General features: G+C 62.5%; 26 protein-coding genes. 2 read left to right on the forward strand and 24 right to left on the reverse strand.

Annotated features, from left to right (window positions below):
- Window position 1: 1 nt before the first annotated feature.
- Together folD and OVA00_RS15955 are read right to left on the reverse strand one after the other, a co-directional pair.
- Window positions 2–901 (reverse strand): bifunctional methylenetetrahydrofolate dehydrogenase/methenyltetrahydrofolate cyclohydrolase FolD, encoded by a 900-nt coding sequence (gene folD / locus OVA00_RS15950; protein ID WP_268089308.1) that lies wholly within the window; start codon window positions 899–901, stop codon window positions 2–4.
- A 251-nt stretch (window positions 902–1,152) separates the two neighbouring features.
- Window positions 1,153–3,180, reverse strand: coding sequence for a GumC family protein (locus tag OVA00_RS15955; protein WP_268089309.1), 2,028 nt, complete (start codon window positions 3,178–3,180; stop codon window positions 1,153–1,155).
- A gap of 259 nt (window positions 3,181–3,439) precedes the next feature.
- Between OVA00_RS15955 and OVA00_RS15960 the strand changes: the two genes are divergently transcribed.
- Window positions 3,440–4,714, forward strand: a complete 1,275-nt coding sequence (locus OVA00_RS15960; protein ID WP_442780514.1) for a lipopolysaccharide biosynthesis protein — start codon at window positions 3,440–3,442, stop codon at window positions 4,712–4,714.
- A 15-nt stretch (window positions 4,715–4,729) separates the two neighbouring features.
- Here OVA00_RS15960 and OVA00_RS15965 read toward each other — a convergent pair whose 3' ends face one another.
- From OVA00_RS15965 to OVA00_RS15975, 3 genes are read right to left on the reverse strand one after another with little or no spacing between them, the layout of a single operon-like run.
- Window positions 4,730–5,608: a DUF6492 family protein gene (locus tag OVA00_RS15965; RefSeq protein ID WP_060584341.1), complete on the reverse strand. Its 879-nt coding sequence runs from the start codon at window positions 5,606–5,608 to the stop codon at window positions 4,730–4,732.
- A gap of 11 nt (window positions 5,609–5,619) precedes the next feature.
- A complete protein-coding gene (locus OVA00_RS15970) occupies window positions 5,620–6,435 on the reverse strand; it encodes a WecB/TagA/CpsF family glycosyltransferase (protein ID WP_268089311.1) in 816 nt (271 codons plus the stop codon).
- On the reverse strand, window positions 6,432–7,679 hold the full coding sequence (locus OVA00_RS15975) for a glycosyltransferase family 4 protein (protein ID WP_268089312.1): 1,248 nt from the start codon (window positions 7,677–7,679) through the stop codon (window positions 6,432–6,434). Before OVA00_RS15975 ends, OVA00_RS15970 begins: the two co-directional genes overlap by 4 nt.
- A 140-nt stretch (window positions 7,680–7,819) precedes the next feature.
- Here OVA00_RS15975 and OVA00_RS15980 point away from each other — a divergent pair, with 140 nt between their 5' ends.
- A complete protein-coding gene (locus OVA00_RS15980; RefSeq protein WP_268089313.1) occupies window positions 7,820–8,809 on the forward strand; it encodes a glycosyltransferase family 2 protein in 990 nt (329 codons plus the stop codon).
- Between the two features lie 67 nt (window positions 8,810–8,876).
- On the opposite strand, the gene OVA00_RS15985 is transcribed toward OVA00_RS15980, so the two are convergent.
- From OVA00_RS15985 to OVA00_RS16075, 19 genes are all read right to left on the reverse strand, one after another.
- Entirely contained in the window at window positions 8,877–9,443 is a 567-nt protein-coding gene (locus OVA00_RS15985; RefSeq protein ID WP_060601879.1) for a hypothetical protein, read from the reverse strand.
- A complete protein-coding gene (locus OVA00_RS15990; RefSeq protein WP_034800762.1) occupies window positions 9,443–9,811 on the reverse strand; it encodes a hypothetical protein in 369 nt (122 codons plus the stop codon). The genes OVA00_RS15985 and OVA00_RS15990 overlap by 1 nt, the downstream gene beginning before the upstream one ends.
- 125 nt (window positions 9,812–9,936) lie before the next feature.
- On the reverse strand, window positions 9,937–10,491 hold the full coding sequence (locus tag OVA00_RS15995) for a rod-binding protein (RefSeq protein ID WP_034800760.1): 555 nt from the start codon (window positions 10,489–10,491) through the stop codon (window positions 9,937–9,939).
- Window positions 10,492–10,571: 80 nt separating this feature from the next.
- Window positions 10,572–10,985: a hypothetical protein gene (locus OVA00_RS16000; RefSeq protein ID WP_060516519.1), complete on the reverse strand. Its 414-nt coding sequence runs from the start codon at window positions 10,983–10,985 to the stop codon at window positions 10,572–10,574.
- Between the two features lie 4 nt (window positions 10,986–10,989).
- On the reverse strand, window positions 10,990–11,742 hold the full coding sequence (gene fliR / locus OVA00_RS16005) for a flagellar biosynthetic protein FliR (RefSeq protein WP_034800756.1): 753 nt from the start codon (window positions 11,740–11,742) through the stop codon (window positions 10,990–10,992).
- Window positions 11,739–13,826 carry a flagellar biosynthesis protein FlhA gene (gene flhA / locus OVA00_RS16010; protein ID WP_034800753.1) on the reverse strand — a complete coding sequence of 696 codons (2,088 nt, stop codon included), beginning with the start codon at window positions 13,824–13,826 and terminating at the stop codon, window positions 11,739–11,741. Before flhA ends, fliR begins: the two co-directional genes overlap by 4 nt.
- A 132-nt stretch (window positions 13,827–13,958) precedes the next feature.
- Window positions 13,959–14,225 carry a flagellar biosynthesis protein FliQ gene (gene fliQ / locus OVA00_RS16015; protein ID WP_034800750.1) on the reverse strand — a complete coding sequence of 89 codons (267 nt, stop codon included), beginning with the start codon at window positions 14,223–14,225 and terminating at the stop codon, window positions 13,959–13,961.
- A gap of 7 nt (window positions 14,226–14,232) precedes the next feature.
- Window positions 14,233–14,643 (reverse strand): flagellar hook assembly protein FlgD, encoded by a 411-nt coding sequence (gene flgD / locus OVA00_RS16020; protein WP_034800748.1) that lies wholly within the window; start codon window positions 14,641–14,643, stop codon window positions 14,233–14,235.
- Window positions 14,634–15,083 (reverse strand): flagellar biosynthesis repressor FlbT, encoded by a 450-nt coding sequence (gene flbT / locus OVA00_RS16025; RefSeq protein WP_034800746.1) that lies wholly within the window; start codon window positions 15,081–15,083, stop codon window positions 14,634–14,636. The genes flgD and flbT overlap by 10 nt, the downstream gene beginning before the upstream one ends.
- Complete coding sequence (gene flaF / locus OVA00_RS16030) at window positions 15,080–15,427, reverse strand: flagellar biosynthesis regulator FlaF (protein WP_034800744.1); 348 nt, start codon at window positions 15,425–15,427, stop codon at window positions 15,080–15,082. The genes flbT and flaF overlap by 4 nt, the downstream gene beginning before the upstream one ends.
- A 34-nt stretch (window positions 15,428–15,461) precedes the next feature.
- The gene (locus OVA00_RS16035; RefSeq protein WP_060516522.1) at window positions 15,462–16,508 is read right to left on the reverse strand and encodes a flagellar hook-associated family protein; all 1,047 of its coding nucleotides are present in this window, start codon (window positions 16,506–16,508) and stop codon (window positions 15,462–15,464) included.
- A 2-nt stretch (window positions 16,509–16,510) separates the two neighbouring features.
- Window positions 16,511–17,968 (reverse strand): flagellar hook-associated protein FlgK, encoded by a 1,458-nt coding sequence (flgK, locus tag OVA00_RS16040; RefSeq protein WP_113554008.1) that lies wholly within the window; start codon window positions 17,966–17,968, stop codon window positions 16,511–16,513.
- A gap of 23 nt (window positions 17,969–17,991) precedes the next feature.
- A complete protein-coding gene (locus OVA00_RS16045; RefSeq protein WP_034800738.1) occupies window positions 17,992–19,203 on the reverse strand; it encodes a flagellar hook protein FlgE in 1,212 nt (403 codons plus the stop codon).
- Window positions 19,204–19,294: 91 nt separating this feature from the next.
- The gene (rem, locus tag OVA00_RS16050; protein WP_034800735.1) at window positions 19,295–19,966 is read right to left on the reverse strand and encodes a transcriptional activator Rem; all 672 of its coding nucleotides are present in this window, start codon (window positions 19,964–19,966) and stop codon (window positions 19,295–19,297) included.
- A gap of 269 nt (window positions 19,967–20,235) precedes the next feature.
- Window positions 20,236–20,793: a transglycosylase SLT domain-containing protein gene (locus tag OVA00_RS16055; RefSeq protein WP_034800733.1), complete on the reverse strand. Its 558-nt coding sequence runs from the start codon at window positions 20,791–20,793 to the stop codon at window positions 20,236–20,238.
- On the reverse strand, window positions 20,744–22,159 hold the full coding sequence (gene fliK, locus OVA00_RS16060; protein ID WP_268089314.1) for a flagellar hook-length control protein FliK: 1,416 nt from the start codon (window positions 22,157–22,159) through the stop codon (window positions 20,744–20,746). The genes OVA00_RS16055 and fliK overlap by 50 nt, the downstream gene beginning before the upstream one ends.
- Window positions 22,156–23,457 (reverse strand): chemotaxis protein MotC, encoded by a 1,302-nt coding sequence (gene motC / locus OVA00_RS16065; protein WP_268089315.1) that lies wholly within the window; start codon window positions 23,455–23,457, stop codon window positions 22,156–22,158. Before motC ends, fliK begins: the two co-directional genes overlap by 4 nt.
- 5 nt (window positions 23,458–23,462) lie before the next feature.
- Window positions 23,463–24,734, reverse strand: coding sequence for a MotB family protein (locus OVA00_RS16070; protein ID WP_060583967.1), 1,272 nt, complete (start codon window positions 24,732–24,734; stop codon window positions 23,463–23,465).
- On the reverse strand, window positions 24,731–25,384 hold the full coding sequence (locus OVA00_RS16075) for a hypothetical protein (protein ID WP_268089316.1): 654 nt from the start codon (window positions 25,382–25,384) through the stop codon (window positions 24,731–24,733). Before OVA00_RS16075 ends, OVA00_RS16070 begins: the two co-directional genes overlap by 4 nt.
- Window positions 25,385–25,674 lie beyond the last annotated feature (290 nt).

Below are 25,674 nucleotides of genomic sequence, written 5' to 3' on the forward strand. Positions count from 1 at the left end.
ATCAGAAGCGCGGCGGCTTGCGGCCGGCCTTGCGATAGGCGGCAATCACGGTGTTGGCCATCAGCATGGCGATGGTCATCGGTCCGACGCCACCCGGCACCGGCGTGATCACGCCTGCAACCTCGGCGGCTCCCGCAAAGGCGACGTCGCCGACGAGTTTGGACTTGCCCTCACCCTTCTCCGGCGCTGGTACGCGGTTGATACCGACGTCGATGACCGTCGCGCCCGGCTTCACCCAGTCGGCCTTCACCATTTCGGGGCGTCCGACGGCGGCAACGAGGATATCGGCGTTGCGGCAGACGGCGGCAAGATCCTTGGTGCGCGAATGGGCGGTCGTCACCGTCGCGTTGGCGGCAAGTAGCAGCGCTGACATCGGCTTGCCGAACAGGTTTGAGCGGCCGATGACGACAGCGTTCAGACCGGAGAGATCGTCGCCATGGGTCTGGCGCACGAAGACCATGGCGCCGGCCGGCGTGCAGGAGACGAGACCGCCTTCGAGATCGCCGGTCGCAAGCTTGCCGGCATTGACGACGTGCAGGCCGTCGACGTCTTTTTCGGGCAAGATCGACTGGATGATCGGCTCGGAATTCAGATGTTTCGGCAGCGGAAGCTGCACGAGGATGCCGTGGATAGAGGGATCGGCGTTGAGCTTAGCCACGAGTGCAGCGAGCTCTTCCTGGGTCGTTGCCTCGGCCAAGGTGTGCTGGACCGACAGGAAACCGCACTCCTTGGCCATCTTGCTCTTGGAAGAAACATAAGCGTGGCTTGCCGGATCGTCGCCGACGATCACGACGGCGAGACCTGCGCGAACACCCGCATCCGTTTCGAGCGCACGGGTCGCGGCCTTCACGCTTTCGATCACCGAAGCGGCGACCTTCTTGCCATCAATCACAGTCGTCACGGCATGTTCCTCCTGGCTTCCTGTTCACGCGGCATACTCTAGTTCGCCTCAGAGAAGGCGATGGCCTCAACGCGCCCTATGCTGTCCCAAACGCATAAATGCAAGAGGCGACAACGAGGTTGGCTGCCGTTTCGAGTGCCCCGATGATATTTCCTCTCAAGACTGAGAGGTGCACGAGGTTTCGCCGAAAGCCGTGAGGTCTCAGCCTCACAAGACGTTCGCGAATGAAGCGTGCCTCTCCGCCCGTCGTATCAACGGCGCGCGAGCTTCTGGCGGGAATAGTGCTCGACGCGAGACCTCAGCGCGCGAAGGCCTTCCTGGACCTTGGCGATGTCGGCGTCATCCTCGTCTACGGTCTGCGGCACAGGCTGAGCCGTGACCGGACCCGCCGTTGCGCTCCTGCGAGCAACGGCATAGGCAGCGTTTAGCGATTGTGCATGGTGCGCAGCCGGACTGAACTGCGGCGGCAGCTCGAGCTTGGCCGAAGCCGGATCAGGCTGCGGCTGCTGACGCCGTGTGGGCTCGGGGCCGCCATCGGGTTCCGGCGGCTCGGGCGCCTCATCGTCCTCGGCCTTCCGGGTTGCGGGAAACAATCCGTTCAAGCTGCGATAGATGCCGAGCAGCACGCCGAGGCCGAGGCCGGCAAAGAAACCCGCCATGGTGGCGGCGATCACGATGATCTTGCGGGAGGGCCCTTTTGCCTGCAGCGCCGGCTCGGCCTTGGAGATCACCCGGATGTTCTTCGCGGTCAGCTTTTCCTCTTCGCGCGTCTCGCCGGCGCGCTTCAGGAAGGATTCGTAGATCTCGCGGGTCGCCGCCGCTTTTCGCTGCAGCTCGCGCAACTCGACGAATTGGGCGGAGGAATCGATCTGGCGCGCCTTCTGGACGGCAAGCTGCTGCACGAGGTCCTGTTCCGTTCGCTGGGCGCGGTCAAGCTCGGTCCCCGCCGCAGCCGCGATGCGGCGCAACTCGTTGGCGATCTCCGAGCGCGACGACTCGAGTGCCTGCTGAACGGCGATGCGTTGGGGATGGCGGGGCCCGAGGCTCGCATCAAGGGCGCTCAGTTGCGCCCTGGTCGCCGCGTATTGCTTGCGCAGTTCGGAGAGCGCCAGCGAACTGATTTCCTCGGGATAGGCGCCCGTCAGAACATCGGTGAGCTGCACCTTGCCGGACGCCTCGGCCTTGGCTTTCGCCTCGGCGATGCGATTGCGGGCCGCAGCGACCTGATCACTGAGGCTGAGGAGCTGCTTGTCGGCGATCAATTCGCCGCCGGCGCCGACAATGTCGTTGCTCGCCTTGTAATCCTCGACGGCCTTTTCGGCCGCGTCCAGTTCAGCCTTCAGTTCCTTGATACGCGCGTCGAGCGCAACCGTCGTCTTCTGGAAGAAGCCGGATTGCGCGGCGGTCTCCTCGCCGAGGAACGTGTCCACCAATCGGTTGGCAATCAGTGCCGACTTCTCGGGATCCCTGGTCTTCGCCTCAATGGTGACGATGAAGGTTTTCGGATCGCGCCAGACCTGAATTGCCTCGCCCAAGGTCTTCAGGACGCGCGCGGACGCGTCGCCACCGGCTCCCTTGCCGACGAATTCCGGGTCCTTTTCCAGATCGAGACTGGCCGCGACCTTTTCCATAACCGTACGCGAGCGCAACACTTCGAGCTGGCTGTCGACAATGGCGAGAATGCCTTCGGTTGCGAGCGATTGTTTCGACAGGTCGGAATCCGTCAGCCGCACTTCGCGCGGATCGACGTAGAGCTTGCTTTCGGAAACGAAGACGCTGGGCGTCGACAACGCCAGCAGGACGCCACCGACGGCGCCGAGCGCCGTGGTCGCGAGAATGATCTTGCGGAGCTGCCAGACCGCGCGCACCACGGTCTTGATATCCACGAGCGGGCGGTCACCTGCGGCTCGCCCGTCGGCTGTCACTCCCGGCGCAGCCCCCTCAGGCGGACTATCGGCAGGACTATCGGCAAGCCAGCGCGCAAACTTGCCACGCATGCCGCCGAGGCCGGGTTGGTTACGGGCGGCGGGTGCCTTGGCTATCGGCCGCACCGTTTCGCCGCGCGGGGGCTGACCTTTCGAACGGTTTTCGCGCCGGGCCGCTGATTGATTGGCTGATCCACCGGAACCGGACAGACGACCGAGCAAGGACGAGCCTGCACCCTGCGGGTCGGCGGTGCGCCTGTCTCGCGCACGCGCGGGATCGCGCGCGTCCTCTGCTGCAAAATCGAGCAACGATGCACGCGGAACCGGGCGTTTCTCGTCGTCGATGTTGAACATGACTGATCCCGCGGCTGCCGAAACGGCGAATTCCGAATAGTGAAGCCAACCTAAGGAAACATGGAAAACAAATCGTTAATTTCGGCGGGAAGTGACGGCGCGAACGGCGTGATCTCACGCCTTATTAAGCTTTCCCGCCTATGACGGAGAGACGAGCGCAATTCCAGGCGAACGCTTTGCGCGCCCTGCCCTTGGAACTGTGAGATATCAAGGAGATAGAGCGTTTCCATCGGCATCGAGCGGGAACGCGCTACTGGAAATGTCGGCCGTGCCCCATCGCATCAAAGCGCTTTATCTCCGCCACCGGGCGCTCATCCACGCTTACCTCTCGATGACCGGAGGTTCGGCGGGCCGGCTCGTGCTGTCGCTCGTCTATTTCATCGCCGTTGCCAACACGCTCGCCATCGCCGACTTCGGGTTGTTCGCGACCGCGTCTGCCGCCGGCATCATGATATCGCGCGTGCTTGCCTTCGGCTTCATGTCGCCGCTCTATCGGGTCGCGACGGTAAAGCCGCTGCTTGTCGGCACCTATAGCGCCGGCTTTCTGGTCGGCGCCGTGCTGTCGCTGCCGTTGATCGCAATCATCTGCGCGATCACCTTCCTCGCCCTCTTTTCCCGCGACATGGCGGCCGGCACTTTTGCTGCCTTCATGCTGGCCGAGATCCTCTGCTGGCGCGGGCTGGAGACCGCCGTCATCGTGCTGAACGGTCTGGGTCGCTTCGGGCGCGGCGCCCTTCTCGTGGTGATCGGAACGGCGATCCGCACCGCCGCTGCCGTGCTCCTTGCGTTGCTCCCCTGGAAAACGCTCGAAGCCTGGTCCTACCTCTATCTGCTTGCAAATGCGCTCGGCCTTCTGGTGGCCCTTCTCTGGTTCTACCCGCGTGTCCGGCTGCGCTGGCAGCCACGGCTTTACTTCCGGCGCTGGGCGGATTCGGTGTCGGTCGCCGGCGCCGAGGTGCTCTTCTACATCCAATCGGAGTTCGACAAGATTGCGGTACTCGCCATTGGCGGGCCGGCGGTGTCCGGCCTCTATGCCATCCTGATGCGGCTGGCGGACCTGACGGCGCTACCGGTGCGGTCGTTCAACACCTTGCTCGTCCAGCGCATAATGCGAACGCCCGAGGCGATTGCCCGCTGGCGTGTCCGGCTCTCGATCGAACTCCTGGTGGCGCTTGCGTCCTTTGCCGCCATCGCGGCCATGGCATTCTATCTGTGGGTCTTCCCCGATGGCCTCGGGCGCAACGTGTCGGCAGCCGCGCCGATTGTCGCGATGATCGTGCTCGTCCCCTCGTTCCGCAACCTGATCGAGTACCACTCCGAACTGCTCTACGCGACCGGCCGCACTGTGCGGCGCATGCTGAACCTGTTGATTGCCGGCGTTGTCAAGGTGGGGCTGCTGGTTCTGTTGCTGCAGACGACGGCCGACGTCGCGACCTGGGCGCCGGCGCTCAACGGGATCTTCCTGGTCCTCTACGCGCTCTCGTTCGGACTGACCTATTCGGCGCTCAGAAAGCCGACTGATCGGGTCATCTGAAACAAGACAGATGCCTCAGGCCGCGAGTTCGAACACCGCCCGGCGAATATCGTCGAGATCGTGGCCGACGAAGGACTGCACGCCGATGCCGACCTGATGCGGCGCCATGTCCTTCAAGAACGCCCTGAGACCGGAAAGATCCTGCCGGTAGCTGTCTTCGAACCAGAGCACATGACAGAGCGCGGCATCAGAGGGAACATGACCTTCCCCGCCCAGCACCTCGTCGACGAAGCGCCCGTAGATCGTGCATTCGGAGAAGGCGCGGGTGCGGGTCATCGCCCTCACCCAGTTCCGACCGTGCAGCGTCTCGATGTGCTCGAGCAGCTTGCGGCTGGTATCGGTGCGCCACGCGATCAGCGTGTTGATATAGTCGTTGGCCGGCAACGTGTAGGGGCCGATCCCGAGAAGCCTGTCGGAATGGGCGAGCCATTCGAGATGGTTGGAGCGCATTTGCGCATTAATCGCCCCGTCCTTGCGGTAGAGCGTCAACCGCTCTCCCTGCCAGAGGCTGGCGGGATCGAAGGCGCGCAGGAAGACGACATCGGAATCGACGGCAAACATCGCCGCCTCGTCGATGTGGCGCGCGAGCACCAGGCGGCGAAGCTGTTGGGCATGCCAGCCACGCAGCGGCAGGCCAAACGGGCTGAGCCACAGCTTTCGGCGGCCGCCCGAAAGCGGGTCGGTGACGGGATGCAGCCACCAGGGCAGGAGATCGCGTTCGCTGATCACCTGGCGTCTGGAGCCCTCCAGTTGCCGGAAGAGCTTAACGTCGAAATCGGCAACCAGCAGATAGTGCTTCCAATCGCCCTGAAGCTTGCGGTCCATGCTTTCGCACATCAGCCGGCAGCGCTCGAAGTCATTGGCGTAGGACGCTGTGACAATGGCTGTGCGCATGGTCTGACCGTTCACGATGTTCCCGTTCGAAGGCTGGTGTCGGCGACGTTTTCCCGCGCCCGCCCCGACAGCTTGTGCCAGAGGACGTAAAACAGGAAAAGCGGGTTTCCGAGGACATAGCGACGCCACATGCGCCGCGGCTCGACCGCCAGGCGAAAGAACCATTCCAGCCGCATCCGGCGCAGGAACTTCGGCGCCCGCGGAAACGCCTCGGCGACGAAATCGAAGAGCGCGCCGACGGTAATGACCAGCCGGGCGTCCTGCGGCCCCACATGGGCATCGACCCATTTCTCCTGACCGGGGCTTCCCATCGCCACCAGCAGGATATCAGCATTCAGCGCCCGGACATCGGCAAGCACTTGCTCGGAGTGGTCACGATCGAAGAACCCGTCGGAAACGGGGAGGAACTCGTGCCATGGCGCGTGCCTGCGAAAATTCTCGGCCGCGCGCGCAAGCACCTTCGCACGGGCGCCGATCATCGCAACGCGCAGCGGCCGGTCGATGAAGGTCAGCAGCGCCGGCACGAAGTCCGTGCCGTTGAGATTGGCCGGGAACATGCTGCCGTAAAAGAGATAGGAAGCGATATCGACGCCGTGACCGTCGGGAAAGACGACCTGGCGGCCGAGGACCTCGCGGTACTCGCCGTCGCGCATCATCAGGTTGGCATTGTTGGCGTTGAGGAAGGCGAGCGTTGTTTGCCCGCCCGGGCGCGACAGCGCGTCGGCCGCAAAGGCAAAGGCGCTCCCCCAATCGAAATCGACAACCGGCATGCCCAGGATGAGGCGCCTGGACAGGGCGGCGTTCGCGCCGGCGGTCGTCTTGGTCACGACCGCCCCCCGTCATGGACCTTCAGCTCGGGCAGAACCGAGGGTGTCTCGGCCGAGGCACTCGGAGCGAGGCCGGCCAGCACATTGCGCATGACCCGCATCAGCTTCGCCTTCTGGGCGCGATGGAAGACCGAACCGTCAAGGCGTTGGCGGTCGCCGCCGCGCGCGCGGGTGACCTTGTCGACCAACAGGCGCGCGAACTCGGCCGGATCTTCGGCCGCCGCGCAATTCTCGGGAAGCGCCTCGATGCCGCGCAACGACGCCTGCGTCGCCACGGATGGCATGCCAAGCTCGAAGGTCTCGATGCTCTTCAGCTGGACGCCCGTACCGCCCCGGCTGACGAGCGGTATGACCGCACTTTCCGTGACGAAGGCGCGTGCATCAGGAACCCGTCCGACGAAGCGAACACCGGGATGGGAAACCGCCGGTATGCCGTCCATCTGGCCGGCAATCGCGATCGAAAGATCCTGCGGCAGATGCGGTACGACCTCGGCGAGAAACCAGTCGAGCCCCAATCGGTTCGGCCGCCAGCTCCAGGTCCCGATCAAGCCGAGGTCCTGCTGGAGGTCGGCTGCTTCTGTCGGCACTACTGCCGCATCCCAACCGGTAACCAGCGGCAGCACGAAGGCCCGGTCGCTCACGGCGCGGCCGAAGCCGAAGCGATCGGCCTCCGCAAACGTCCAGACGGCCACCGCATTCTGCGCCAGTTGCTGCTCGTAGCGTTCGAGATACTGCGCCTCGCGCCGGAAAAGAAAGCGTTCGACCGTACCCTTGGCCCGCTCGGCATTCTCAAAGGCAGAATCCGCCTCGACATTGTGCGCGACATAGATCGACGGATGGGGGCGGAAAACCTGCTGGAAAGCGGCCGGCAGTTGCACCGAGTTGAGCACGAGACCGTCGAACGGAGCGAGGCTCTCGAGGATCGACTGAATCCGGCTCGACGACACCACCAGCATCTTGCCGGATGAGACGGTCGTGCGGTTGAGAAAGGCCGTCGCGAGCCAGCTCAACTTCTGCCACGTTCCAACCTTGGCATTGGTGACTTCCAGCTCGCCGAGAAGATGCATATCGCAATCGGGCGCGGGCACGCGTCCCGGCTGGAGAAAACCAATGACGCTGACGCGGTGACCGAGCGCGCGCAGACCGTCGAGCACAGCCCGGTTGGCAATGTCGAAACCGGACGCCGGATGGGCGACGGGAACGAGCGAAGAGACCAGGACCAGATGCATTTTGCCACGCGTCATGAATGGAACTGCGGCCTTCATTAGCAGCATGGGGTGAAGGAGCGCTTAAAGACCCCTTTCAAAATATGCCGCCAGGGTTCAGCATCTGTTTAGGAAGATTTGCTGTATTGCGACACAATTTTGCTTTTACAGGTTTCGCCATGACGACGACCGGCCAGGACATTTCCGTCTACTTCCGGACAGAGCTGGAAGACGCCGGCGACATCGAACTCGTCGTCGTGCTGCCGACGTTCCGTCGGCCGGACCATGTCGTTAAGACGCTGAAAACCATTGTTTCCCAAAGGCCTGACATCTCCTACGCCACGGTCGTCGTCGAAAACGATGCCGAAGGGCTGGCCGGGGCTGCGGCGGCCAAAGACTTCTTCCTGGGACATCCGTCGGATTCTGTCGTGATCGTCGCGCATCAGCGCGGAAACTGCCACGCCTACAATGCCGGCTGGGCGACGGCGCTCCAAACCTACCCGAACCTCAAGGCGATCGCGATTATCGACGACGACGAAGTGGCGGCGCCCGAATGGCTCGATTGCCTCATCGCGGCACAGGAAACGACCGGTGCCGATATGGTCGGCGGCCCGCAGCTTCCGGTTTTCGAAGGCGATGGCGGGCAGAAGTGGAAACGCCATCCGGTCTTCACGCCCCACTATGACGCGACCGGGCCGGTGCCCATCCTTTATTCCTCCGGCAACGTGCTCGTTACGCGTGGAGTGCTGGACGCGATGCCGCAACCCTTCCTGGATCCCGCCTTCAACTTCATCGGCGGTGGCGATGCGGATTTCTACAGCCGCTGCAAGGCGAAAGGGTTTTCCTTCGCCTGGGCAACCGACGCCTGGGTTGCCGAGACCGTGCCCGCCCGCCGCACCAGCGCATCCTGGATCAGGGCGCGCAGCCTCAGGAACGGCGCGATCTCGACGATGCTCGAACATCGGCGTGACCCGAGCTTCAAAGGCCGGCTCAGGACCTTCGGCAAATCGCTGGCGCTGCTTGGCGCATCGGTGCCGCGCGGGCTGGAACTGTGGAACAAGAGCGGGCTGGCAGCGGCCGGACTATACCACTTCTATGTGGCGATCGGCCGGCTGATGGCGGAACTCGGCCTCATCAACGAGCAGTACCGCACCCCGGAAAAGAACTGACGGATACCGCCTCGTCGAGGGCAAGCGGCCGAGCGGAAACCCACCCGGGCGTCCCTTCCAACAATCATCAGTGCGCGCTGCTTGCCTTGACGGCGCCTTCAGGCAACTTGTCGCCGGCGACGTTGCCGTTCCTGTCGGTGATCGGGACCGGCTTTTGCCGCGGCACATTCTGGCTGTTGGCGACGCGTTTGACGTCTTCCTTGGTCAGATATTCGAGCTGCTCGACGAGCACCTCGGTAATCACCTCGTCGCCGAGCTTCTTGTTCAGGCCGTCCTTTACCGTCGTCTTGAAGGTGGGCAGGTCGAACGTACCGGTGTCGGCGATGTCGATGAATTTCGAACCGACGAGCAGATCGTAGAGCTCATCGGTAACCATCTGGCGCAGCGGCGCGCGAAGATTGTTGATCCCCTCCTTGGTGGCGGAGAAGGAAAGCTTGGTCAGGAAATAGCCCTGAACGGAACCATCCCGGATGACCGGAATGGTGATCATCTCACCGGGAACATATTGCTCCGATGCGCGCCGGGCAGCCTCGCCGTCCGGGACGGCGGGCGCGGAGGCGCTTTGCATCGAGAAGTAGACGGATCCGAGCGTGACCGCGCAGACCCAGACCCCGGTGAAAACGAGCTTCAGCATCAGAAATCGCTATAGCGGAACTGCGCTTCGGAATAGATGCCGTCCGCATCGGCATCCTGGGCGGCGGTCTTCAGGAGATCGACGACGGCGCGAACGGCTTCGAGATGGGCCTCGACCTTCTGCGAATTGACCGACAGCTTTTCGCGCAGGTGCAGAGCATGCGAGGAGAAAGCCGAAGAGTTTTCGCCCGGCAGCATGTCACGATGCAGCATCGTCAGTTCGTAGAGGCAACGGCTCTTGTGCGCGTTCGATGTCTTGATATCGAATTCCGGGTCGATGCCGATCCGGCTGTTCTCGTTGTCGAGGATCATTTCCAGGCGGCCGAGCACGTTCTGGATCCGGACGTCATTGGATGCCATGGCTTCCATGAATCAACTCCCAATTGGATCACGATGATTTCTGGTCGGATCGACCGGATTCTCAAGCGCGATCTATTCCTATGAATTAGAGCGAAATGCGGATGGAAAACTGCAAGCAGTTCCCCCACCCCGCCCTAGGCTTGCTTGTTCTTGTCGTTGTCGGTCGTAAAGCCGGTCAGCGTCTTGCGCTCGTATTCCTGCACGAGGCTTGCGGCGAGGTTTCGGCTGTTACCGTCCAGCGATGCCTGAACCCGATCGGTGCCTTCGGCGCCCGCGAGCTGTTCGGCAATGCCGATGCCACCGCTCTTGGAGATCACGTCGCCGATCTGCTCGGCCATCATGCTCTTCCAGATATCACCCGCATTGCCCTTGCCGAAAACGTTCTCGCTTTCGGTCGGCAGCATCGACTTCACGAAGTTCTGCAGCACCATGGCCTCGAACTTGCGATAGGTCTCCGGAATCTTCTTCTGTTCGACGCGGTTGTTGAGGTCGCCGAGCCCGCTCGAACCTTCCGGCGACAGATTGAGAACGTTGACGGCAGCCGCAAAGCCGTTGCCGTTTTCCGCCAGACTCGTCGCCTTGAACGCGGCACGGTTGGCCTTCAACCGCGCCTGCGCTTCCTGCACTTCGGTGGGGTCGGCGGCGCGCACGACATCCATCACCAGATCGCTGGGCGGAGAGATGGCCATGACGAATCCTCTCAAAATCGAGCCTGGGCATTGGTCGGCCCGGATCCGCTCCGCCATCGGAGCAAACCGGGAATGACGTACTATCGCCCGTCAAGCTTACGGGAAGCTGGCGCGTTGCCCGTAACGTGTTGATCGATCAGGTCGTAGATGGAATTGTCGGCCTCTTCGCGGTCCTCGGACTGGCGGGCCTCCTTCATGTTTTCCTCGAGCCGGTCGGCTTTCGCGCGCTCTCTCAGCATGCGCGCCTCGTGCGTTTGCTGGATGCCGTGCAGCATCTGGTCCTTCTGCACAAGCCGTCCGATCTGCGAGGAATAGTGGCCGGAGAACATGCGGTGCATCGGATGAGCCGAGCCCATGGCATCGACGACGACATCGATCGTCTCAGCCAGGACCTCGCGCTGCCGCACCATCTCGACGAAATCCGCCTCCGCCATCTGCTCCAGATGGCGTTGGACGGCGACCAGGCGCTTGAGCTTCTGCGAGCGGGTCTTCATGCGGCTATCCTCCCTGCATGACGAGCGCGAAACCGTCGCCGAACAGGCGCAGCATCGCAGCGATACCGAGATAGAGCAGGAACAAGCCGCCCATGATCAGATAGGGCTGCGAGATGAAGTAGATCGGGATCTGTGGCGCCAGCTTGTTCACCATGCCGATCGCCACGTTGAAAAGCAGGCCATAGATGATGAAGGGGCTCGCGAGCCTCAACATGATCATGAAGATCTGCGCCAGCGAATCCGTGAGCGTGATCAGCACACCCTGCGGATCGAAGGGAGTGCCGATCGGCATGGCCCGATAGGATTGAACGATCGCCTCGATCATCACATGATGGAAATCCAGCATGAACAGCACCATCAGGCCGGCGAAGCTGATCAAGCTGGTCACCTGGTTTTCGGGCGTATCTTCGATCACATCCGACGATGGCGGCGAGGCAAAGCCCATCAACATGGTGATCGCCGTTCCGGTGAACTGCAGTCCAAGGACATAGTAGCGGGCGACAAGGCCCATGACCGCGCCGACCGCCGTCTCGGCGGCGATCAAATAGATGTAGCTGTGCCCCTTGCCGGTTACCTGCGGATAGATGTCCGTCCACATGACCGGCAGGATCGCCATGGAAACCGCGACTGCAATGAACAGCCGCACCTGCATCGGAACGCGCGCGCTGGAGAACCCGGGCATGATCATGATGCAGCCGCCGATCCGGCAGAAGGCCGCAAACAGCGCCAGCACCGTGCCCTCCGGGTCGGTGATCATGAAATGGAGCCGATGATCTTGATCTCAAGGCCCTTGGCAAGCTCGACATGCGAGAGCACGGGCAAGGTGGCAAAGAGGCGCTCGATGATCATGCGCACATAAGAACGGGATTCGGGCGAACTTACCAGCACGAAGGGCATGCCGCGATCGAGATGTTCACGGATAACTTTCGTCGCCTGCTCGCTGAACTCTTCGAGGTGACGCGGATCGATGTCGAACTCGACGACCTCGCCCTTGGCGTCGCGCTTCAGCGCCTGGTGGAAGACCATGTCCCACTTGTTGCCGAGCCTGAGCACGCGCAGGACGCCGTTGTCGGCGAGGTCGCCGCAAAGCTGCTGCGACATGCGCACGCGCACATGCTCGACGATCTGCTCAGTCTTGCGTACATGCGGCGCGAGTTCGGCGACCGCTTCAAGGATCAGATGCAGGTTGCGGATCGAGACACGCTCGGCAAGCAGCAATTTCAACACCGCCTGCAGGCCCGAATAGGACATGTGCGAGGTGCAGATTTCGTCGGCGAGCTTGCGGTACTCCGGATCGAGCCGCTCGATCAGCACCTTGACGTCCTTATAGGAAAGCAGGTGCGGCAGGTTGTTGCGGATCACTTCGCTCAAATGCGTCAACACCACCGAGACGTTATCGATCGGATGGAAGCCTTCGCGCTTGAGGTCCTCGGTAAAGGTTTCGAGGATCGAGACCGCCGGCATGCCGAAGGCGGGTTCGCGGATCTCGTCGCCCGGAACACTCGGCCGGCGACCGCCGCCGGTGACCACCAGGACTTCGCCGACGCGCACCGTGTTGGACGCGATCGTCGTGCCGTGGATGCGGATGTGGTAGGCCTTGTCCGGAATGCTGATGTCGTCCGAAACCTTGATCTCCGGAATGACGAGGCCGTACTGGCCAGCAAACTTGCGGCGCATCTTGCCCACGCGGAAGGCGAGTTCCTGGTGTGCGCCAAGCAGGCGGGTCGAGACCTGCTTGCCGAGAAGCAGCTCGATCTCAGCGGTCTTCAGCACCGACTTGACCGAATCCTGCTCGCCTTCCTTGGTCTGCTGGACCTTGGCCGCCTCTTCGGCGCGACGCGCGGCATTGGCAGCCTCGATCTGGCGCGGCACGAGCCAGCTCAGGAACGCCATGCCGCCGCCGAGCACGGCGAAGGGCAGGAACGGCAGGCCGGGAACGACCGCTAGGAGAATGATAAGACCGGAGGCGACCATGAGCGCCTTCGGATAGCCGCCGAGCTGCCCGACGACCGCCTGGTCGGTGGAGCCGGCCGTGCCGCCGCGCGACACCAGAAGGCCGGCGGCGAGCGAGACGATGAGCGCCGGGATCTGCGAGACGAGACCGTCGCCGACCGATAGCTTGACGAAAACGTCGGCCGCTTCGCCGATCGGCATGCCATGACGCAGGTAACCGATGATGATGCCGCCGAAGATGTTGATCGCGGTGATGATCAGGCCGGCGATCGCATCGCCGCGCACGAATTTGGACGCACCGTCCATGGCGCCGTAGAAGGAGCTTTCTTCCTCGAGTTCACGCCGGCGGCGCTGTGCTTCCTTCTCGTCGATCAGGCCCGCCGACAGGTCGGCGTCGATCGACATCTGCTTGCCGGGGATCGCATCGAGGGTGAAGCGCGCGCCGACTTCGGCGATACGCGTCGCACCCTTGGTGATGACGATGAAGTTCACGGTGATGAGGATCAGGAAGACGATCAGACCGATGACAAAATCGCCGGACATGACGAGGCTGGCAAAGCCGGAAATGACGCCGCCGGCAGCGCCGTGGCCCTCGTGGCCGTGCGAAAGGATGACTCGGGTGGTGGCGATGTTCAAGGCCAGGCGCACCATGGTCGAGATCAGCAGGATGGTCGGGAACGAGGAGAACTCGAGCGGACGCTGGATCCACAGCGAGACCATCAGGATCAGCACGGAAAAGGCGATCGAGAACGCGAGCCCCATGTCGATCAGGAAGGGCGGGATGGGCAGGAAGAGGATCGACAGGATCGCGACGATCCCGAGCGCGAAGCCGACGTCCCGGCCCTTCGGTGCTACTTTCGGGATGATCAGCGCTGCTTGCTGTGCCATGTCTCTTCCGTCTCATCATGAGATCAAGGCAGCATTCACACGCGCTGCCCCACTATAGAGACGGAGATAGCGACCCAAGCTTGCGCGAGGGTTTCATGCCGCTGCATGCGAACAAGCTTTAAAGCTGCGGCTTCAGAAACCGGATTGGATGCGCGAGAAGATGATGTCGGTGAAGATCGAAATCTGGGCGCCGATAAAGGGCGCGGACACGGCAACCGTGATCATGACGGCAAGGATCTTCGGGACGAAGGTCAGCGTCATTTCCTGGACCTGGGTCAGCGCCTGAATGAAGGCGATGACGACGCCGACAACCATGGCGGCGAGAACGGCGGGCCCTGAGGCCACGATCACGGTCCAGATCGCGGCCTGTACAATATCGAGGGCATCCGCCTCATTCATGGAGTTATCACTTCACCTTGACGCCCGGGCCGATAACAAGCTCCTTGCCGTTATCCAGCACCGCAATGATTCCGTCAGAGTATAGTTTCACTTCCTTAACCACGCCAGTGGTCTTGCCGTCTTCGCTGGTGACGGTGCGCCCGATGACGGCGTCCGCCTCGCTCAGCGACGTGCGCTGCAGCAGGCTTTCAAGGTTCTTGTTGGTCTTGATCGTCTGCTCCACCTGCGAGAAGGTCGCAAGCTGGGCGATCTGCTGCGTCGCATCCATCGGCTGCGTCGGATCCTGATTCTTCATCTGGGCGACGAGCAGCTTCAGGAAGCTCTCGTAGTTGAGCGATGCCTTGGCGGCGTCGCCGCCCGAATCCTGGGCCGAAACATTCGGGGTGTAGCCGTTGTTGCTGACGCCGCTTACCGCCATGGTGCGATCTCCTTGCGAATCTGCTCGACTGTTGCCGGCGTGATTTCCTGCGTGTTGAGAATGCGGTCTTCGATTGCATAGAGGCCGCGGATCGCCTTGAGCGCTTCGAAGGCGCGGCCGTTGGTCACCAGCCCGTCGACGCGCTTCAGCTCGGCAAGGATCTCTTCGTTCTTGAAGCAGTTGAGCAGCATGACGATCGACTTGCGGAACATCGCGGTCGATTGCTCGGCGCCTTCCGGATTGATGAGGATCATCTGCGCGATGAAATAGAGCTGCTTCAGCGGCGTCGTTGCGTCTTCGGGCTGCAGCACGTGGTTTTCGAGCAGGAACGTCACATCGTTCAGGAACTCGACCGCGACCTTCCGGTCCACGCGCAGCACCGCGCCGTTTACAAAAATCCGTTCGCCCGACTTCAGCGAGATACGCAGTGTGCTCTTCATTTCAGTCCATCCCTGATGATGGTGGTAATGTCAATTATGCCCTGGAAGTTGGAGGATTCGCGTTTGCGGATCTTTTCCGTCTCGTTGAGTATCCAGATGGCGATCGAAATCAGATTGGCGCGCAGCTCTTCGTTCAGCTGGTTCTCCGGTGCACGCAGATCCTCGATGAAACGGATCCACAGGCGCCGGGTAAAGTAGATGGCCTCGATGGCCTCTCTCGAATACCCTTTCTGCTGTTTCGCTGCTTCCATGAGCGCGATCGAGCGATCGAGTACCTGCCGTTCTCGATTCTTGGAGTCGGCGACGCCGTCCTCCATGATCTCGGCATAGGAAAATTGGTACATTCAGACATCCTTCATGTTTGTCCGGCTCCTCACACTAGAGGAAATTGAGCAAGCTCATCTGCTGTAGTCGCGACGTTAGTGTATAGGACGTTTCCAACTGCACCTTGAGCGTGTTGATCCGGGTCGATGTCTCGATCGGATCGATGCCTTCGAGGTCGGCGACATGCGTGTTGACCAGCTTGAGCTGCGCGTCGATCGAGGTGTTCGCCTTCTTCACCCGCGATTCCGAAATACCGAGCTGGCTGCGCTCTGCATTGAGGCCGGCGATGCCCTGCTCTGCATACTGCAACGCCTCGACACCGATCGCCGCCCGCACCTCGGGGGTCACGTTCTTGTCCATCAGCTCGGCCGTGATTACGCTTGCCATGGCGAACATGCGGAAGCCGTTGGTATTGGCGTTGGTCGAGCTTTCGATGACTTCGCTGGCGCTGATCCGGCTCGTCATGTTCTGGCTGGATGCGTCCGACCAATTTGCATCCCAGCCCGTACCGGTGAACATCGGCTCGACCGTATTCTTGATGAAGTCCTGCATCTGGGTGACGGTGATCTGGTCGTCGGACGTGATGCTGTTGGCGGTCTTGAACGCCGTAAACGCAGCGTCGAAGGCAGTCTTTGCCGCCGACGTAGCGGTGTAGTCGGCGAGAGGCTTGGCGTCGGTATTGATGCCCGAAAACAGGAACTCGCCGTTGAAGGACGTGTTTGCGGCGGCAGTGAAGGTCTGCAGCGCGCCCAAGATCTCGGTCTTCTGGATCTTAAGCTGGCTCGCGGCATCGTTGCCCTTGTAGGTAACGAGCGTGTCGCGCACCTTTTCGGCCGCTTTCGCCATCGTTTCCAGCGCACCCTGCGAGCCGGAGAGGCGCTGGGTTACGACCGAGTTGGTGCTCTTCATCGAGTTCAGCCGGTCGATCTCGCGCTGAAGGTTGAGCGAGCGCGACGCCGTCGCACCAAGCGTCAAGCCGACGTCGTAGTGCCGACCCGTCGTCTGCTCCTGGGTCGCCTTCAGCAGATCCATCTGGTTCTGCTGAATCGTCATGCGCATGGCGGTCTGGATCGCCAGATTAGAAACGTAGGACGTCTTCATGATTACCTCACAGCTTCCATCAAGGCCGCCATCATGGCGTCCACGGTACTCACCAGCTTGGCCGATGCTTTGTAGGATTGTTCGAGATCGAGCAGCAGCGACAGTTCCTCGTCAATGCTGACCCCGGTCTGCTTGCTGAGCGCTTCCTGGGTGCGCGACAGCATAGCGCGCTTGTTGTCGTCGGCGGTCGATGCCGTCTTTCGGGTCTGCTCCAGCCAGCCGACCGACCCGGTCGCGAAGTTCAGCAGGCTGCTGGTTCCGTCGAGACCGGTCGACGGGTCGAACGTCATGTTCTCGCCCATCTTGTTGATGAAGCCGTCGAGAAGGCCCGTGTAGCCGGGGCTCGGATTTGCCGCACCGCCAGGGTTCGACACAACGCCGTTGAAGCCGCCGTCACGCAAAAGAAGCGGGTTGGCCTTGGCCAGAGCGTTGACGGTGATCTTCGATGCCAGTCCGGGAACGACGGTGCCGGCAGCCGGCACACCCGCGCTTCCCCAGGTAAAGAGGCCCGGTTGGTAGGGAACCGGCGGCACCCCGCTGGGGTTGCCTTCCTTGAAAAGCTCGACGAGACCACGGGCGATCTCGTCCAGCTGCGACTGGAACTTCGGCCCAATGTCGTCGCGCAGCTGCACGAGGCTCGCAAGCTTGCCCTTGGCGGTCGTATCTGCGCCACTTCCAGGGGCGATCGGTACGCCGTCGACGAAGATCTTGTTGCCGGTGACGGTGGCGTCATAGGTCGTTGTCGGCGCGAACGTCACCTGGCGCGGAATGTTCTCGAAAAGCACCGTGCCGTCGGTGGTGAAGATCACCGTATCGTTGTTGCCGCGCGTAACGGTGGAGATGCCGACGATCTCCGAAATCTGCTTCAGGATCTTGTCGCGCTGGTCAAGCGCATCGTTCGCATCGCCACCGGATGCAGTCGCCGACTTGACCTCGTTGTTCACCCGCTCGAAGTCCGCAAGCAGGCTGTTCAGCTTGTCGACCTCAAGAGCGATTTCCTTGTCGGCATCTTCGCGCATGTTCTGCACGGTGCCAGAGGTCTTGTTCAGGGAATCGGCAAGGTCCTGGGCGCTGGTGACCGCTGCCGCCGCAATCGTCTTGTTGCCCGGGGTCGAGGCCAGCGTCTGCAGGCTGTTGCGAAACTCCGACAGCAGCTTTGACGGCGCAGTCTCGTAGTTGTTACCGCCGAGAGCCGATTTCAGGAGTTCCAGGCCATCGCGAAGCCGCGCCTGGCCGGAGGCTTCGCCGATGCTGGCGATGCTCTGCTTGAGCAGCGCCTCGTTCTGTGCCCGGTAGATGGATACGACCTGCGCGCCGTTGCCGGTGCTGCCCAAGAGGGCAAGGCGACGCGAATAATCCGCATTGCCCGCATTCGCGATGTTCTTCGACACGATCGCGGTCTGTTGCGCCGTGTTGCTGAAGGCCTGCTGTGCGATGGATATTGCGGAGGACAGCGACATGACGCGGACCGTATCTCTTTCAATTACCGTTTCAGGTTGACAAGCACGTCAAGCAGGTCCGAGGCGGTCTGGAACACCTTGGAGTTTGCCGTGTAGTTGCGCTGCGCCTCGATCATCGAGGTCAGCTCGTTGGCGATGTCGACGTTGGAGTTTTCGAGCGCCTTGGACTGGATGTTGCCGAAAGCGCCAGAGCCGGCAAAACCGGTGACAATAACGCCTGAATCCGCCCCTTGCGAGTAGACGTTGCCGGACTGCGGCTGCAGCTTGTCCGGGCTCTGGACGGTCGCAAGGGCGATCCGGAACTTGGGGATGAGGTTGCCGTCGCCATACTTGACGTAAACGATGCCTTCCTTGTCGATCTCGAAGCCCGACATCTTGCTCGGCTTGCTGCCGTCGATGCCACCGCCGGTGCTGCTGAAGTCGCCGCCGAGCTGCGTGGTCTTGGAGGTGTCGATCGTGATCGCACCAAGGTTGGCGCCGGTGCCGGGCAGGTTGTTGATGGCCGTCGTCGTCAGCGTCGCGGGGACGGCGCCGATGCGCTTGCCGGCCGCGTCGAACGTCATGGTCTGGGTACCGACTGTAGTGCCCGATGTGCGATCGACGACGCTCAGGCCCCAGGCGTTCGGACCTGTCTTGGTGTAGGTGAAATCGAGGATGCGGGTGTTGCCCTGGCTGTCGTAAACAACCATCGAGGTCTTCGATTGATCGTTGACGGCCGCGCCCGACGGCAGGTTTGCTTCCATCGTACCCTTGGTCGAGCCGGCGGCGACCAGGCCCTCGTCCTTGAGCTGGACCGGTACCAGGCCGTCAAAACCGTTTACGACGACGGTCGGATCGACGCCGGCCTTGTACTCGTAGCCCATCAGCGTGAAGCCGGCGGTGTTGACGAGGTTGCCGTTCTTGTCCGGAACGAAGGAGCCGGCACGCGTCAGGAAGTTCTCACCGCCATTGCCCGAAACGATGAAGAAGCCGCCGCCGTTGATCGCAAGGTCGCTCGCCGACGTCGTATAGCTGGTGCCGCCTTGCTGGGAGATGCTGTAGCGCACCTGCGTTTCGACACCGCCGGAATTGTAGTTGCCGCCGCCCGAAGGCAGGATCATCGACGAGAACTCCGTGGAGGCGCGCTTGTAGCCGGTCGTGTTGGCGTTCGCGATGTTTTCGGCGACCGTGCCCAGACGGTTCGACTGGGCGTTCATACCGGACACACCCGTTCTCATGCTGCCATAGAGACTCATATCGGATCCTCATTTCCTTGTTACGGCGACACTAGGAAGCGGGCCTTGCGTGAACCTGTCTTGGTTCAGTGCCCGCCCATCGGCGTGGCGCTCAGTTCCAGTCGATGCAGTAGCCAAGGAAACGCTTCGAATCGATCGGGTCGAAACCGAGCTTCTTGCGCAGTTTCTTGCGCAGTTTGCTGATGTGGCTTTCGACGACGTTTTCCTCGACGTCCTCGTCGAAGATCCCGTAGATCGCGTTGAAGATCTGCGACTTGGAGACGCGACGGCCGCGGTTTGCGACCAAATACTCGAGAATGCGGCGCTCGCGGCGCGGCAGGGCGAAGACATCGCCGTTGATTTCCGGATCGCGGCCGTCGGCAAAAACGCGGATCGGACCAATGTCGGTAAAGTTGGCGATCGCCTTCAGGCGCCGGCGGATCGCAGCGACGCGGGCAAGGATTTCGCGGGGGTGGATAGGCTTGCGCACAACGTCGTCGACGCCGCAATCAAAGAGTGCAAGCGTGTTTTCGAGGGACGGCGTGTCGCTCATCGCGATGACCGGTGCCATCGAGCGATCGCGGATGGCCCGCGGCAGCGTGAAGGTGGTGTCGCCCTGCCCGATCAGGAAGGCTTCCACGGCATCGATATCCGAATCGGCAGCCGCGTTTACCCACTCTCCAAACTCCCTGGGATCGAAACCCGTCGAGGGAATACCTTCACGTCCGAAGAGGGACGTATACCCGTCCTTCACCAGCTCTCTTTCATCAACCACTACGATCATTCGCCCGCCTCCGAATCAGTATGGCTCCGCACTGATTGAGAGGTACGAATCGAGGGATTCATGAACAACTAGAGGAAGTTACTGGGTGGAATTAATAATTGATTAACCATGTTTCGCCGATTTGATCTATATCTAGTAGCACCCGCCTCAAGGCGGCACTAAAATAATGTGGAAAAGTTAACGGACTACGACAAATCGCTTGCGGTCACATTGTCCGCGCATTGTCGCCACAATGCGGCAAATGGAATGCTAATACAATTGATGGTTGCTTATTGGCAAAACTGCGTGGCGTTCGGCGTCCACTTGCCGTAGCCGGTCGCGACGAGATTCGCGATCACCCGGCAGACATATTTCTTCTGCGCCGGGTCGTTGTTCGGGCCTGCGTGATAGCGCGCAACGGCCATTGTCCAGGTCTCGTGCCTCGCATGGAGATTGGCCAGGAAGCGCGCGGCATATTCGACATTCTTGCGCGGGTCAAGCATCTCCTGCGGCGAGCTGAAATGCTCGCCATGGAAGTAATAGTTGATCTGCATGCAGCCGAGATCGATGAGCTTGGCACCCTGTGCCCGCGCGTTGCCGAACTGGGTTAGAACGTCCTGCTCGCTGCTACCGAAATAGGCCTTGCCTTCGATGTTCATCGCGTAGGGTTGAAGCGATCCCTTGCGGCCGGTTTCGGTCAGCCCGACCGAATAGAGGATCCCGGCCGGGATATCGTACTTCGCCGCTGCGCTGATGATCTCGCGCTCGCAGACGCCTGCGTCCGCGCTGGCAAAAGCGCTACATGTAGACGTGACCAGTACGAGAGCGCTCAGTGCCGGCAGCCGCATCGTCCGTCCCGCCATTGCCAACCCACCTTTCCGCCGCCGAAGACTGGCTGTCGTCCTGTCGCTGCTGTCGTCCCTGGCCGTTGCCATCGGCGCGTTCTCGGCCCTGCTGCCCGGCCTGGGCTTGGGCCTGCGCCTGCGAGCCGCCGCCGGACGACGTGTCGCCGCCGGAGTTGAACACGATGTTCACCTGATCGACCGCAAAGCCCTGAGCGCGCAGCGCCTTGACCAAGTCGTTCTGGTCGTCGCGCAACTGCCGGAAGGCGTCGCCGTTCTCGACCTTCAGCTCGACCTGCAGTTCGTCATCCTTCAGGCGCAGCGTGGCCGTGACGAGGCCAAGCTCGATCGGGTGAAGCTGGATCTTCAGGGTGTTGAGCGTTTTTCCGGCCTGCGTCCACGCGCCCGGCTGACCGAGTGCAGCACTTGGCTGCAGGGAAGTGGTGGCCTCACCGGCGATGGCGTCTGCCACGGCGCTGGTGTTCGGGCTCATCGAGATGCCGAGATAACGCCGGGCCTCGAGCACGGTGACATTCTCGACCTTGGCGGAAGCTTGCGAACGGGCAGCGTCGAACGCCGCATCACCGTCCTTCGAGAGGCTCATGGAAACGGCCTGTCCCTTGCCGTCAGCCCGGGCGAAGCGGAAGAGCCGGTCGGGGTCGTTCTCGCCCGCCTGTGCCTCGGCTTTCGCGCCATGCTCGCTGCCACCGGCAACGGGCGCCGCGCCCTCAATCTGGCCATCCGCTGCCTGGCGCGCGGCCGCCGTCTGTCCCTGAGGCTGCGTCGCCTGGGCACCGCCCAGCAGCGTCAGCAGATCGTCCATCGCTGTAGCTGTCTGCTTGGCTTCAGCGCCCTCGCCGCCGGCGTTGACGTCGCCATCGACCGAGGCGCCATCTGCCGGCGCTTTGCCAATGCCTTTCGTCAAGGTGGCAATGCGCTTGGCGAGTTCTTCATCGACCTCCACTTGAGCCAGATCATCGGACACGGCAGCCGATTTGGCCGGATCGGTCTTGTCGACGGCACGCTTGCCGCCAACGCCGCGCTCGGCCGCCTGGAAATGGTCGCGCAGCGCGTGTTCGTCGAACTGGTCGTTGCGACCAAGGCTGATGCTGCGTGTCACGGCCCTGCCCGCGGCCTTGGCAATATTGTCCTTGTCGATCAAGGCTCCCGCCTCCGCGTCGCTGCCGGCAGCGGCGTCGTTGCCGCCTTTGCCTGAACCCGGCTGGTCGTTGGTTTTTTGCCGCCCGGCATTGGCCACGGCATCTTCAAACGCGCCGGCCGATGCACCACCAGCCTGCTCCTTGCCGCCCGCTCGTCCGCTTCCCGTGCCGACAGGTGTCGGGGGCATGCGCAGGGTGTCCTCAGCCCTCATTTGTCTTCTCCCTTCAGGAGAGCGTCGATCTCTTCGATCTTCGATCGTCCTTTCGCCACGAAGCCATCGTGCTTCGGGTCCGCCACCTCGTCTGCGCCGGATGCGGCCACGGTCTCCGGCGCAACCGCCGGGGTCTGCCCGCTACCAAAGGGGCTCATGCCGCTGCCAGTTTCCTCGCTTGCGGCCGACGCGTTCGCCTCAACCGGTCTATCGGGTTTAGACGCAAACGCTTGCGTGAGGCTTTCACCGACAGGTGGCCGGACGACGGCGTCCGCAACCGCCTTTGCAGCCTCGCGCAAGGCGCGGTCGCGCGGCGAAAGCTCCGCATCCGATATCGCCGCCAGGCTCGCCGTCGCGGCAAACACGTCATTGGAAGGCACCGAGGCCAATCCGGCATAGAAGCTGGCAAGCAGTTTCGGCTGCGGCGCGCCGTCTGCGCCGAGCGCCTCGGCGCGTTCAGACGCGAGCTTTGCGAGTTCTTGCTTGCCGGCGATCGCCGCGCGGCGGGCGACGCGAAGGAAGACTTCGCGCTGGCGCGGCGCGTCCATGAAACCCAGGATCTCCGAAATTCGCCCCTGCGCCCCGCCATCGAAATGGGCGACGGCGAGTTCGACGAAGACATCCGCGAACTGGCTGGCATAGGGGGAGGTCAGGTAGCGGCGGGCATAGGTCAGCGCATAGCGGAAGCCCTTGTCCGCGTCGCCCGCCTGAACCGCGAGGAAAACCGAGCGACGCAGGGCAGCCTCTTCGATGATCGTACCCGGGGCCGCGAGACGGGCCCAGTCGTAGTACTTCATCGCGCCCACAGGATCCTGCTGCGACGTCGCGTTGCCGAGGATGAGGTAGAGATAAGGGCCGATGCGGGCGCTGCGGTACTCAGGCGCGGCCTTGGACAGGCTCTCGACGATCAGGCCGCCCTTGCCATTCAGATATTGCGTCAGCGCCTCGGTGACGCGGGAATCGAAGTTCCCGGCCACATCGTGATCCGCAAGGTACTTCAGCGTCTCCGGATTGCCGCCGCTCATGGCATAGACCAGCGCCGCATCGACGTTGCGCGGATCACGGAAGACCGCCGCGTCGGCCGCACGCAGGCGCTTGTCGATGGCGCCCAGCATGAAGCGCTGCATTTCGATCGCCGAATGGTCGCCAAGGACGACCGAGTCCTGCACATATTGCAGCGACCGGATCATCTTGAAGGGTGCGAGCTCCTCGATATCGTTCGCCCTGGCACCCCCGGTTAAAACGGGGGTCGCCAGCACACAGCAGGCCATCAGAGCGGTTCGCAGGCGTCTCAGCATGGCGCTTAACCCGGAGCCGATTGCAAGAGGATCTCGATGCGGCGGTTGCCCGGGGCGTAGGGATCGCCGGGGATCTGCAGCCGCCGGTCGGCGAAGCCGCTGATCTGGCTGACGCGATCTTCCTTCAGGCCACCGCGGACGAGCATGTAATAGGCGCTCTGGGCGCGGGCGGCGGAGAGGCGCCAGTTATCATAAGTGCCATCCTTGAAGGGACGGCCGTCGGTATGGCCGCGGATTGCAACCGCGCCCTGACGCTCAGCCAGCAGATGGCCGATCTTTTCCATCGCCAGTACCAGTTCCTTCTGCGGCACGGCCGAGCCGATGGCAAACATCTGCGCATCGGTCCGCTCGCTGATCGTCACCATCAGGCCGCCTTCAGCGGGTGTCACGACAAGTCCCTCGGCCAGCTGACCCGCCTCGCCGGCAAGCTGCTTCTTCAGCTCGGCCTGGAGCTCGGCCGCCTGCTCCTTGGCGTCGGCCTCGGCGGCCTCGGTCTTCGGCTTTTCGCCGGCTGCGGCGTCCGCCGGGTCCTTGCCAGCTCCCGTATCGGTGTCCTTGCCGTCACCGGCCTGCTTGTCGGCCGCTTCATGCGGCTCCTGCGACGCGTCCGCCTCAGACTTCTTGACGGCCGGCGTCGCGCCTGCGGGCTCCGTCGACTTGTCGGCAAGGGCAGCAACGGTTTCGGCCGTGTTGCCGGCGTCCTTCACTTCGACCTGCTTGGTCCAGAAGTCCGGATCGAACGGGTCACGATAGGCTTCGCCGCCATCGGCGCCGGTGGCCGGGCCGGACTGGGCCGCACCGCCCTCGCCCTTGACGCTGATGTTGGCCTGCTGGCCGACCTCGCGCGCAATCTCGGAAAGAACGGAATAGGGGTTTTCGAAGAAGTCGGCGTCGGAGTACTTCGTCTCTTCGCCCGACGTCGCCGTCAGCTGATCGCCGGTTTTGGCCGAGCCACCGGACTTTTCCTGCTCGCCGTCAACCTTCGAACGCTGCTGCGTTTCTTCGCCCTGCGCATCCTTGGCCGGGTCCTTCAAGCCACGTTCGGCAGGCTTCTGGTCGGTCAATTGCACCGGGTTGAAATAGGAAGCGATCGCCGCCTTCGTCTCTTCGTTGGCGGCATTGATCAGCCACATCACGAGGAAGAAGGCCATCATCGCCGTCATGAAGTCGGCATAGGCGATCTTCCAGGAGCCGCCGTGGTGACCATCATGGCTGCCGCTGTGGCGCTTGACGATGATGATCTCGTGCTTGCCGTTGTGGTGGTTTTCGTCGCTCATGCGAGAACTTTCCGAACTGTATCGGCCCAGGCGGCCATGCGCGTCACGAGGATGGTGCCATCCATCTCGACGGCGAGATCGACATCGTCGGATTCGACGTGCCGCAAGGACGGCATGTCTTCTCCGAGCTGGCGCTTCAGCGCCTCGAAGAGAGACGCCGGGCCTTTGACGACGATGGTGTAGCCTTCGCCGGCCACAAGTCCCTGGCGCAGCATCTGCGCCATATCGGCAACGGCGCGCTGCATGAGGGCATCGCCCATGACGGGCGCGAGCACGCGGGCGGCCTGATCGCCGAGTGCGACGGCAAGCCCCTCGGTCATTTCGTCGATGCGCAGCGCGAGACGGTTCGCGGTTTCCTCTTCGAAGCGCCGCGTCAGCGCCTCGAGTTCGGCCGCGTGCGCCGCCTGAAGTTCGGCTATCTGCTTTTCCTGTTCGAAGACGAGTTCGGCGGTCGCCTCGGCCCGCCCTTCGGCGAAGGCGCGCCGGCGTTCGGCGTCGATATCGATTTCCGGCATGGCTGGTCTCGCGCCGAGGCGCTCGCCATCGGCATAGTCGGTATCCAGATCGGGGAAATATTTCGGAGGCATCAGCGACAGCTCGACTTTCGGTGCGCTGAAGTCCTTGAGATAACGGGAGAGCATTGCACTCATGGCCGGCCCCCTGCAGCGGACCTGCGGCAATGCGGCGATCCCCATCTGCTTGAGAGGCGGCGCTCCCTGGCGCGGACTTCCATTGCTCCTGGCACTGCTGACATGTCTCCCTCGGGCCCGACCGTCGGATACGGCAGACCCAGCATTCTTGACGTACATCAGCGTGATCCGGGGTCGGTTGTTCCCGGAGCGATCTGATGCAGGCGGCGGCGCAAAGGTCATTTTGGCCGGCAGTCATCCGACAGGACTGCGAGGGAAGGCTATTCGGTCAAACTTGTGCGAAAATGAAT

Source organism: Ensifer sp. SL37 (assembly GCF_026672675.1).
In the GTDB taxonomy this organism is placed as follows: Bacteria; Pseudomonadota; Alphaproteobacteria; order Rhizobiales; family Rhizobiaceae; genus Ensifer; species Ensifer adhaerens.

What these genes read in the sequence shown, in the direction of transcription:
- OVA00_RS16055 (WP_034800733.1), bottom strand. Translation starts at nt 20,793, where the DNA reads ATGCGGCTGCCGGCACTGAGCGCTCTCGTACTGGTCACGTCTACATGT.
- OVA00_RS15980 (WP_268089313.1), top strand. Translation starts at nt 7,820, where the DNA reads ATGACGACGACCGGCCAGGACATTTCCGTCTACTTCCGGACAGAGCTG.
- fliR (WP_034800756.1), bottom strand. Translation starts at nt 11,742, where the DNA reads ATGATCACCGACCCGGAGGGCACGGTGCTGGCGCTGTTTGCGGCCTTC.
- OVA00_RS15965 (WP_060584341.1), bottom strand. Translation starts at nt 5,608, where the DNA reads ATGCGCACAGCCATTGTCACAGCGTCCTACGCCAATGACTTCGAGCGC.
- rem (WP_034800735.1), bottom strand. Translation starts at nt 19,966, where the DNA reads ATGATCGTAGTGGTTGATGAAAGAGAGCTGGTGAAGGACGGGTATACG.
- OVA00_RS16045 (WP_034800738.1), bottom strand. Translation starts at nt 19,203, where the DNA reads ATGAGTCTCTATGGCAGCATGAGAACGGGTGTGTCCGGTATGAACGCC.
- flaF (WP_034800744.1), bottom strand. Translation starts at nt 15,427, where the DNA reads ATGTACCAATTTTCCTATGCCGAGATCATGGAGGACGGCGTCGCCGAC.
- OVA00_RS15975 (WP_268089312.1), bottom strand. Translation starts at nt 7,679, where the DNA reads ATGACGCGTGGCAAAATGCATCTGGTCCTGGTCTCTTCGCTCGTTCCC.
- flgD (WP_034800748.1), bottom strand. Translation starts at nt 14,643, where the DNA reads ATGGCGGTAAGCGGCGTCAGCAACAACGGCTACACCCCGAATGTTTCG.
- OVA00_RS16075 (WP_268089316.1), bottom strand. Translation starts at nt 25,384, where the DNA reads ATGAGTGCAATGCTCTCCCGTTATCTCAAGGACTTCAGCGCACCGAAA.
- OVA00_RS16035 (WP_060516522.1), bottom strand. Translation starts at nt 16,508, where the DNA reads ATGAAGACGTCCTACGTTTCTAATCTGGCGATCCAGACCGCCATGCGC.
- flhA (WP_034800753.1), bottom strand. Translation starts at nt 13,826, where the DNA reads ATGGCACAGCAAGCAGCGCTGATCATCCCGAAAGTAGCACCGAAGGGC.
- flbT (WP_034800746.1), bottom strand. Translation starts at nt 15,083, where the DNA reads ATGAAGAGCACACTGCGTATCTCGCTGAAGTCGGGCGAACGGATTTTT.
- flgK (WP_113554008.1), bottom strand. Translation starts at nt 17,968, where the DNA reads ATGTCGCTGTCCTCCGCAATATCCATCGCACAGCAGGCCTTCAGCAAC.
- OVA00_RS16000 (WP_060516519.1), bottom strand. Translation starts at nt 10,985, where the DNA reads ATGAAGACCCGCTCGCAGAAGCTCAAGCGCCTGGTCGCCGTCCAACGC.
- OVA00_RS15960 (WP_442780514.1), top strand. Translation starts at nt 3,440, where the DNA reads ATGTCGGCCGTGCCCCATCGCATCAAAGCGCTTTATCTCCGCCACCGG.
- fliQ (WP_034800750.1), bottom strand. Translation starts at nt 14,225, where the DNA reads ATGAATGAGGCGGATGCCCTCGATATTGTACAGGCCGCGATCTGGACC.
- OVA00_RS15995 (WP_034800760.1), bottom strand. Translation starts at nt 10,491, where the DNA reads ATGGCCATCTCTCCGCCCAGCGATCTGGTGATGGATGTCGTGCGCGCC.
- OVA00_RS15985 (WP_060601879.1), bottom strand. Translation starts at nt 9,443, where the DNA reads ATGCTGAAGCTCGTTTTCACCGGGGTCTGGGTCTGCGCGGTCACGCTC.
- OVA00_RS15955 (WP_268089309.1), bottom strand. Translation starts at nt 3,180, where the DNA reads ATGTTCAACATCGACGACGAGAAACGCCCGGTTCCGCGTGCATCGTTG.
- fliK (WP_268089314.1), bottom strand. Translation starts at nt 22,159, where the DNA reads ATGAGGGCTGAGGACACCCTGCGCATGCCCCCGACACCTGTCGGCACG.
- OVA00_RS16070 (WP_060583967.1), bottom strand. Translation starts at nt 24,734, where the DNA reads ATGAGCGACGAAAACCACCACAACGGCAAGCACGAGATCATCATCGTC.
- OVA00_RS15990 (WP_034800762.1), bottom strand. Translation starts at nt 9,811, where the DNA reads ATGGAAGCCATGGCATCCAATGACGTCCGGATCCAGAACGTGCTCGGC.
- motC (WP_268089315.1), bottom strand. Translation starts at nt 23,457, where the DNA reads ATGCTGAGACGCCTGCGAACCGCTCTGATGGCCTGCTGTGTGCTGGCG.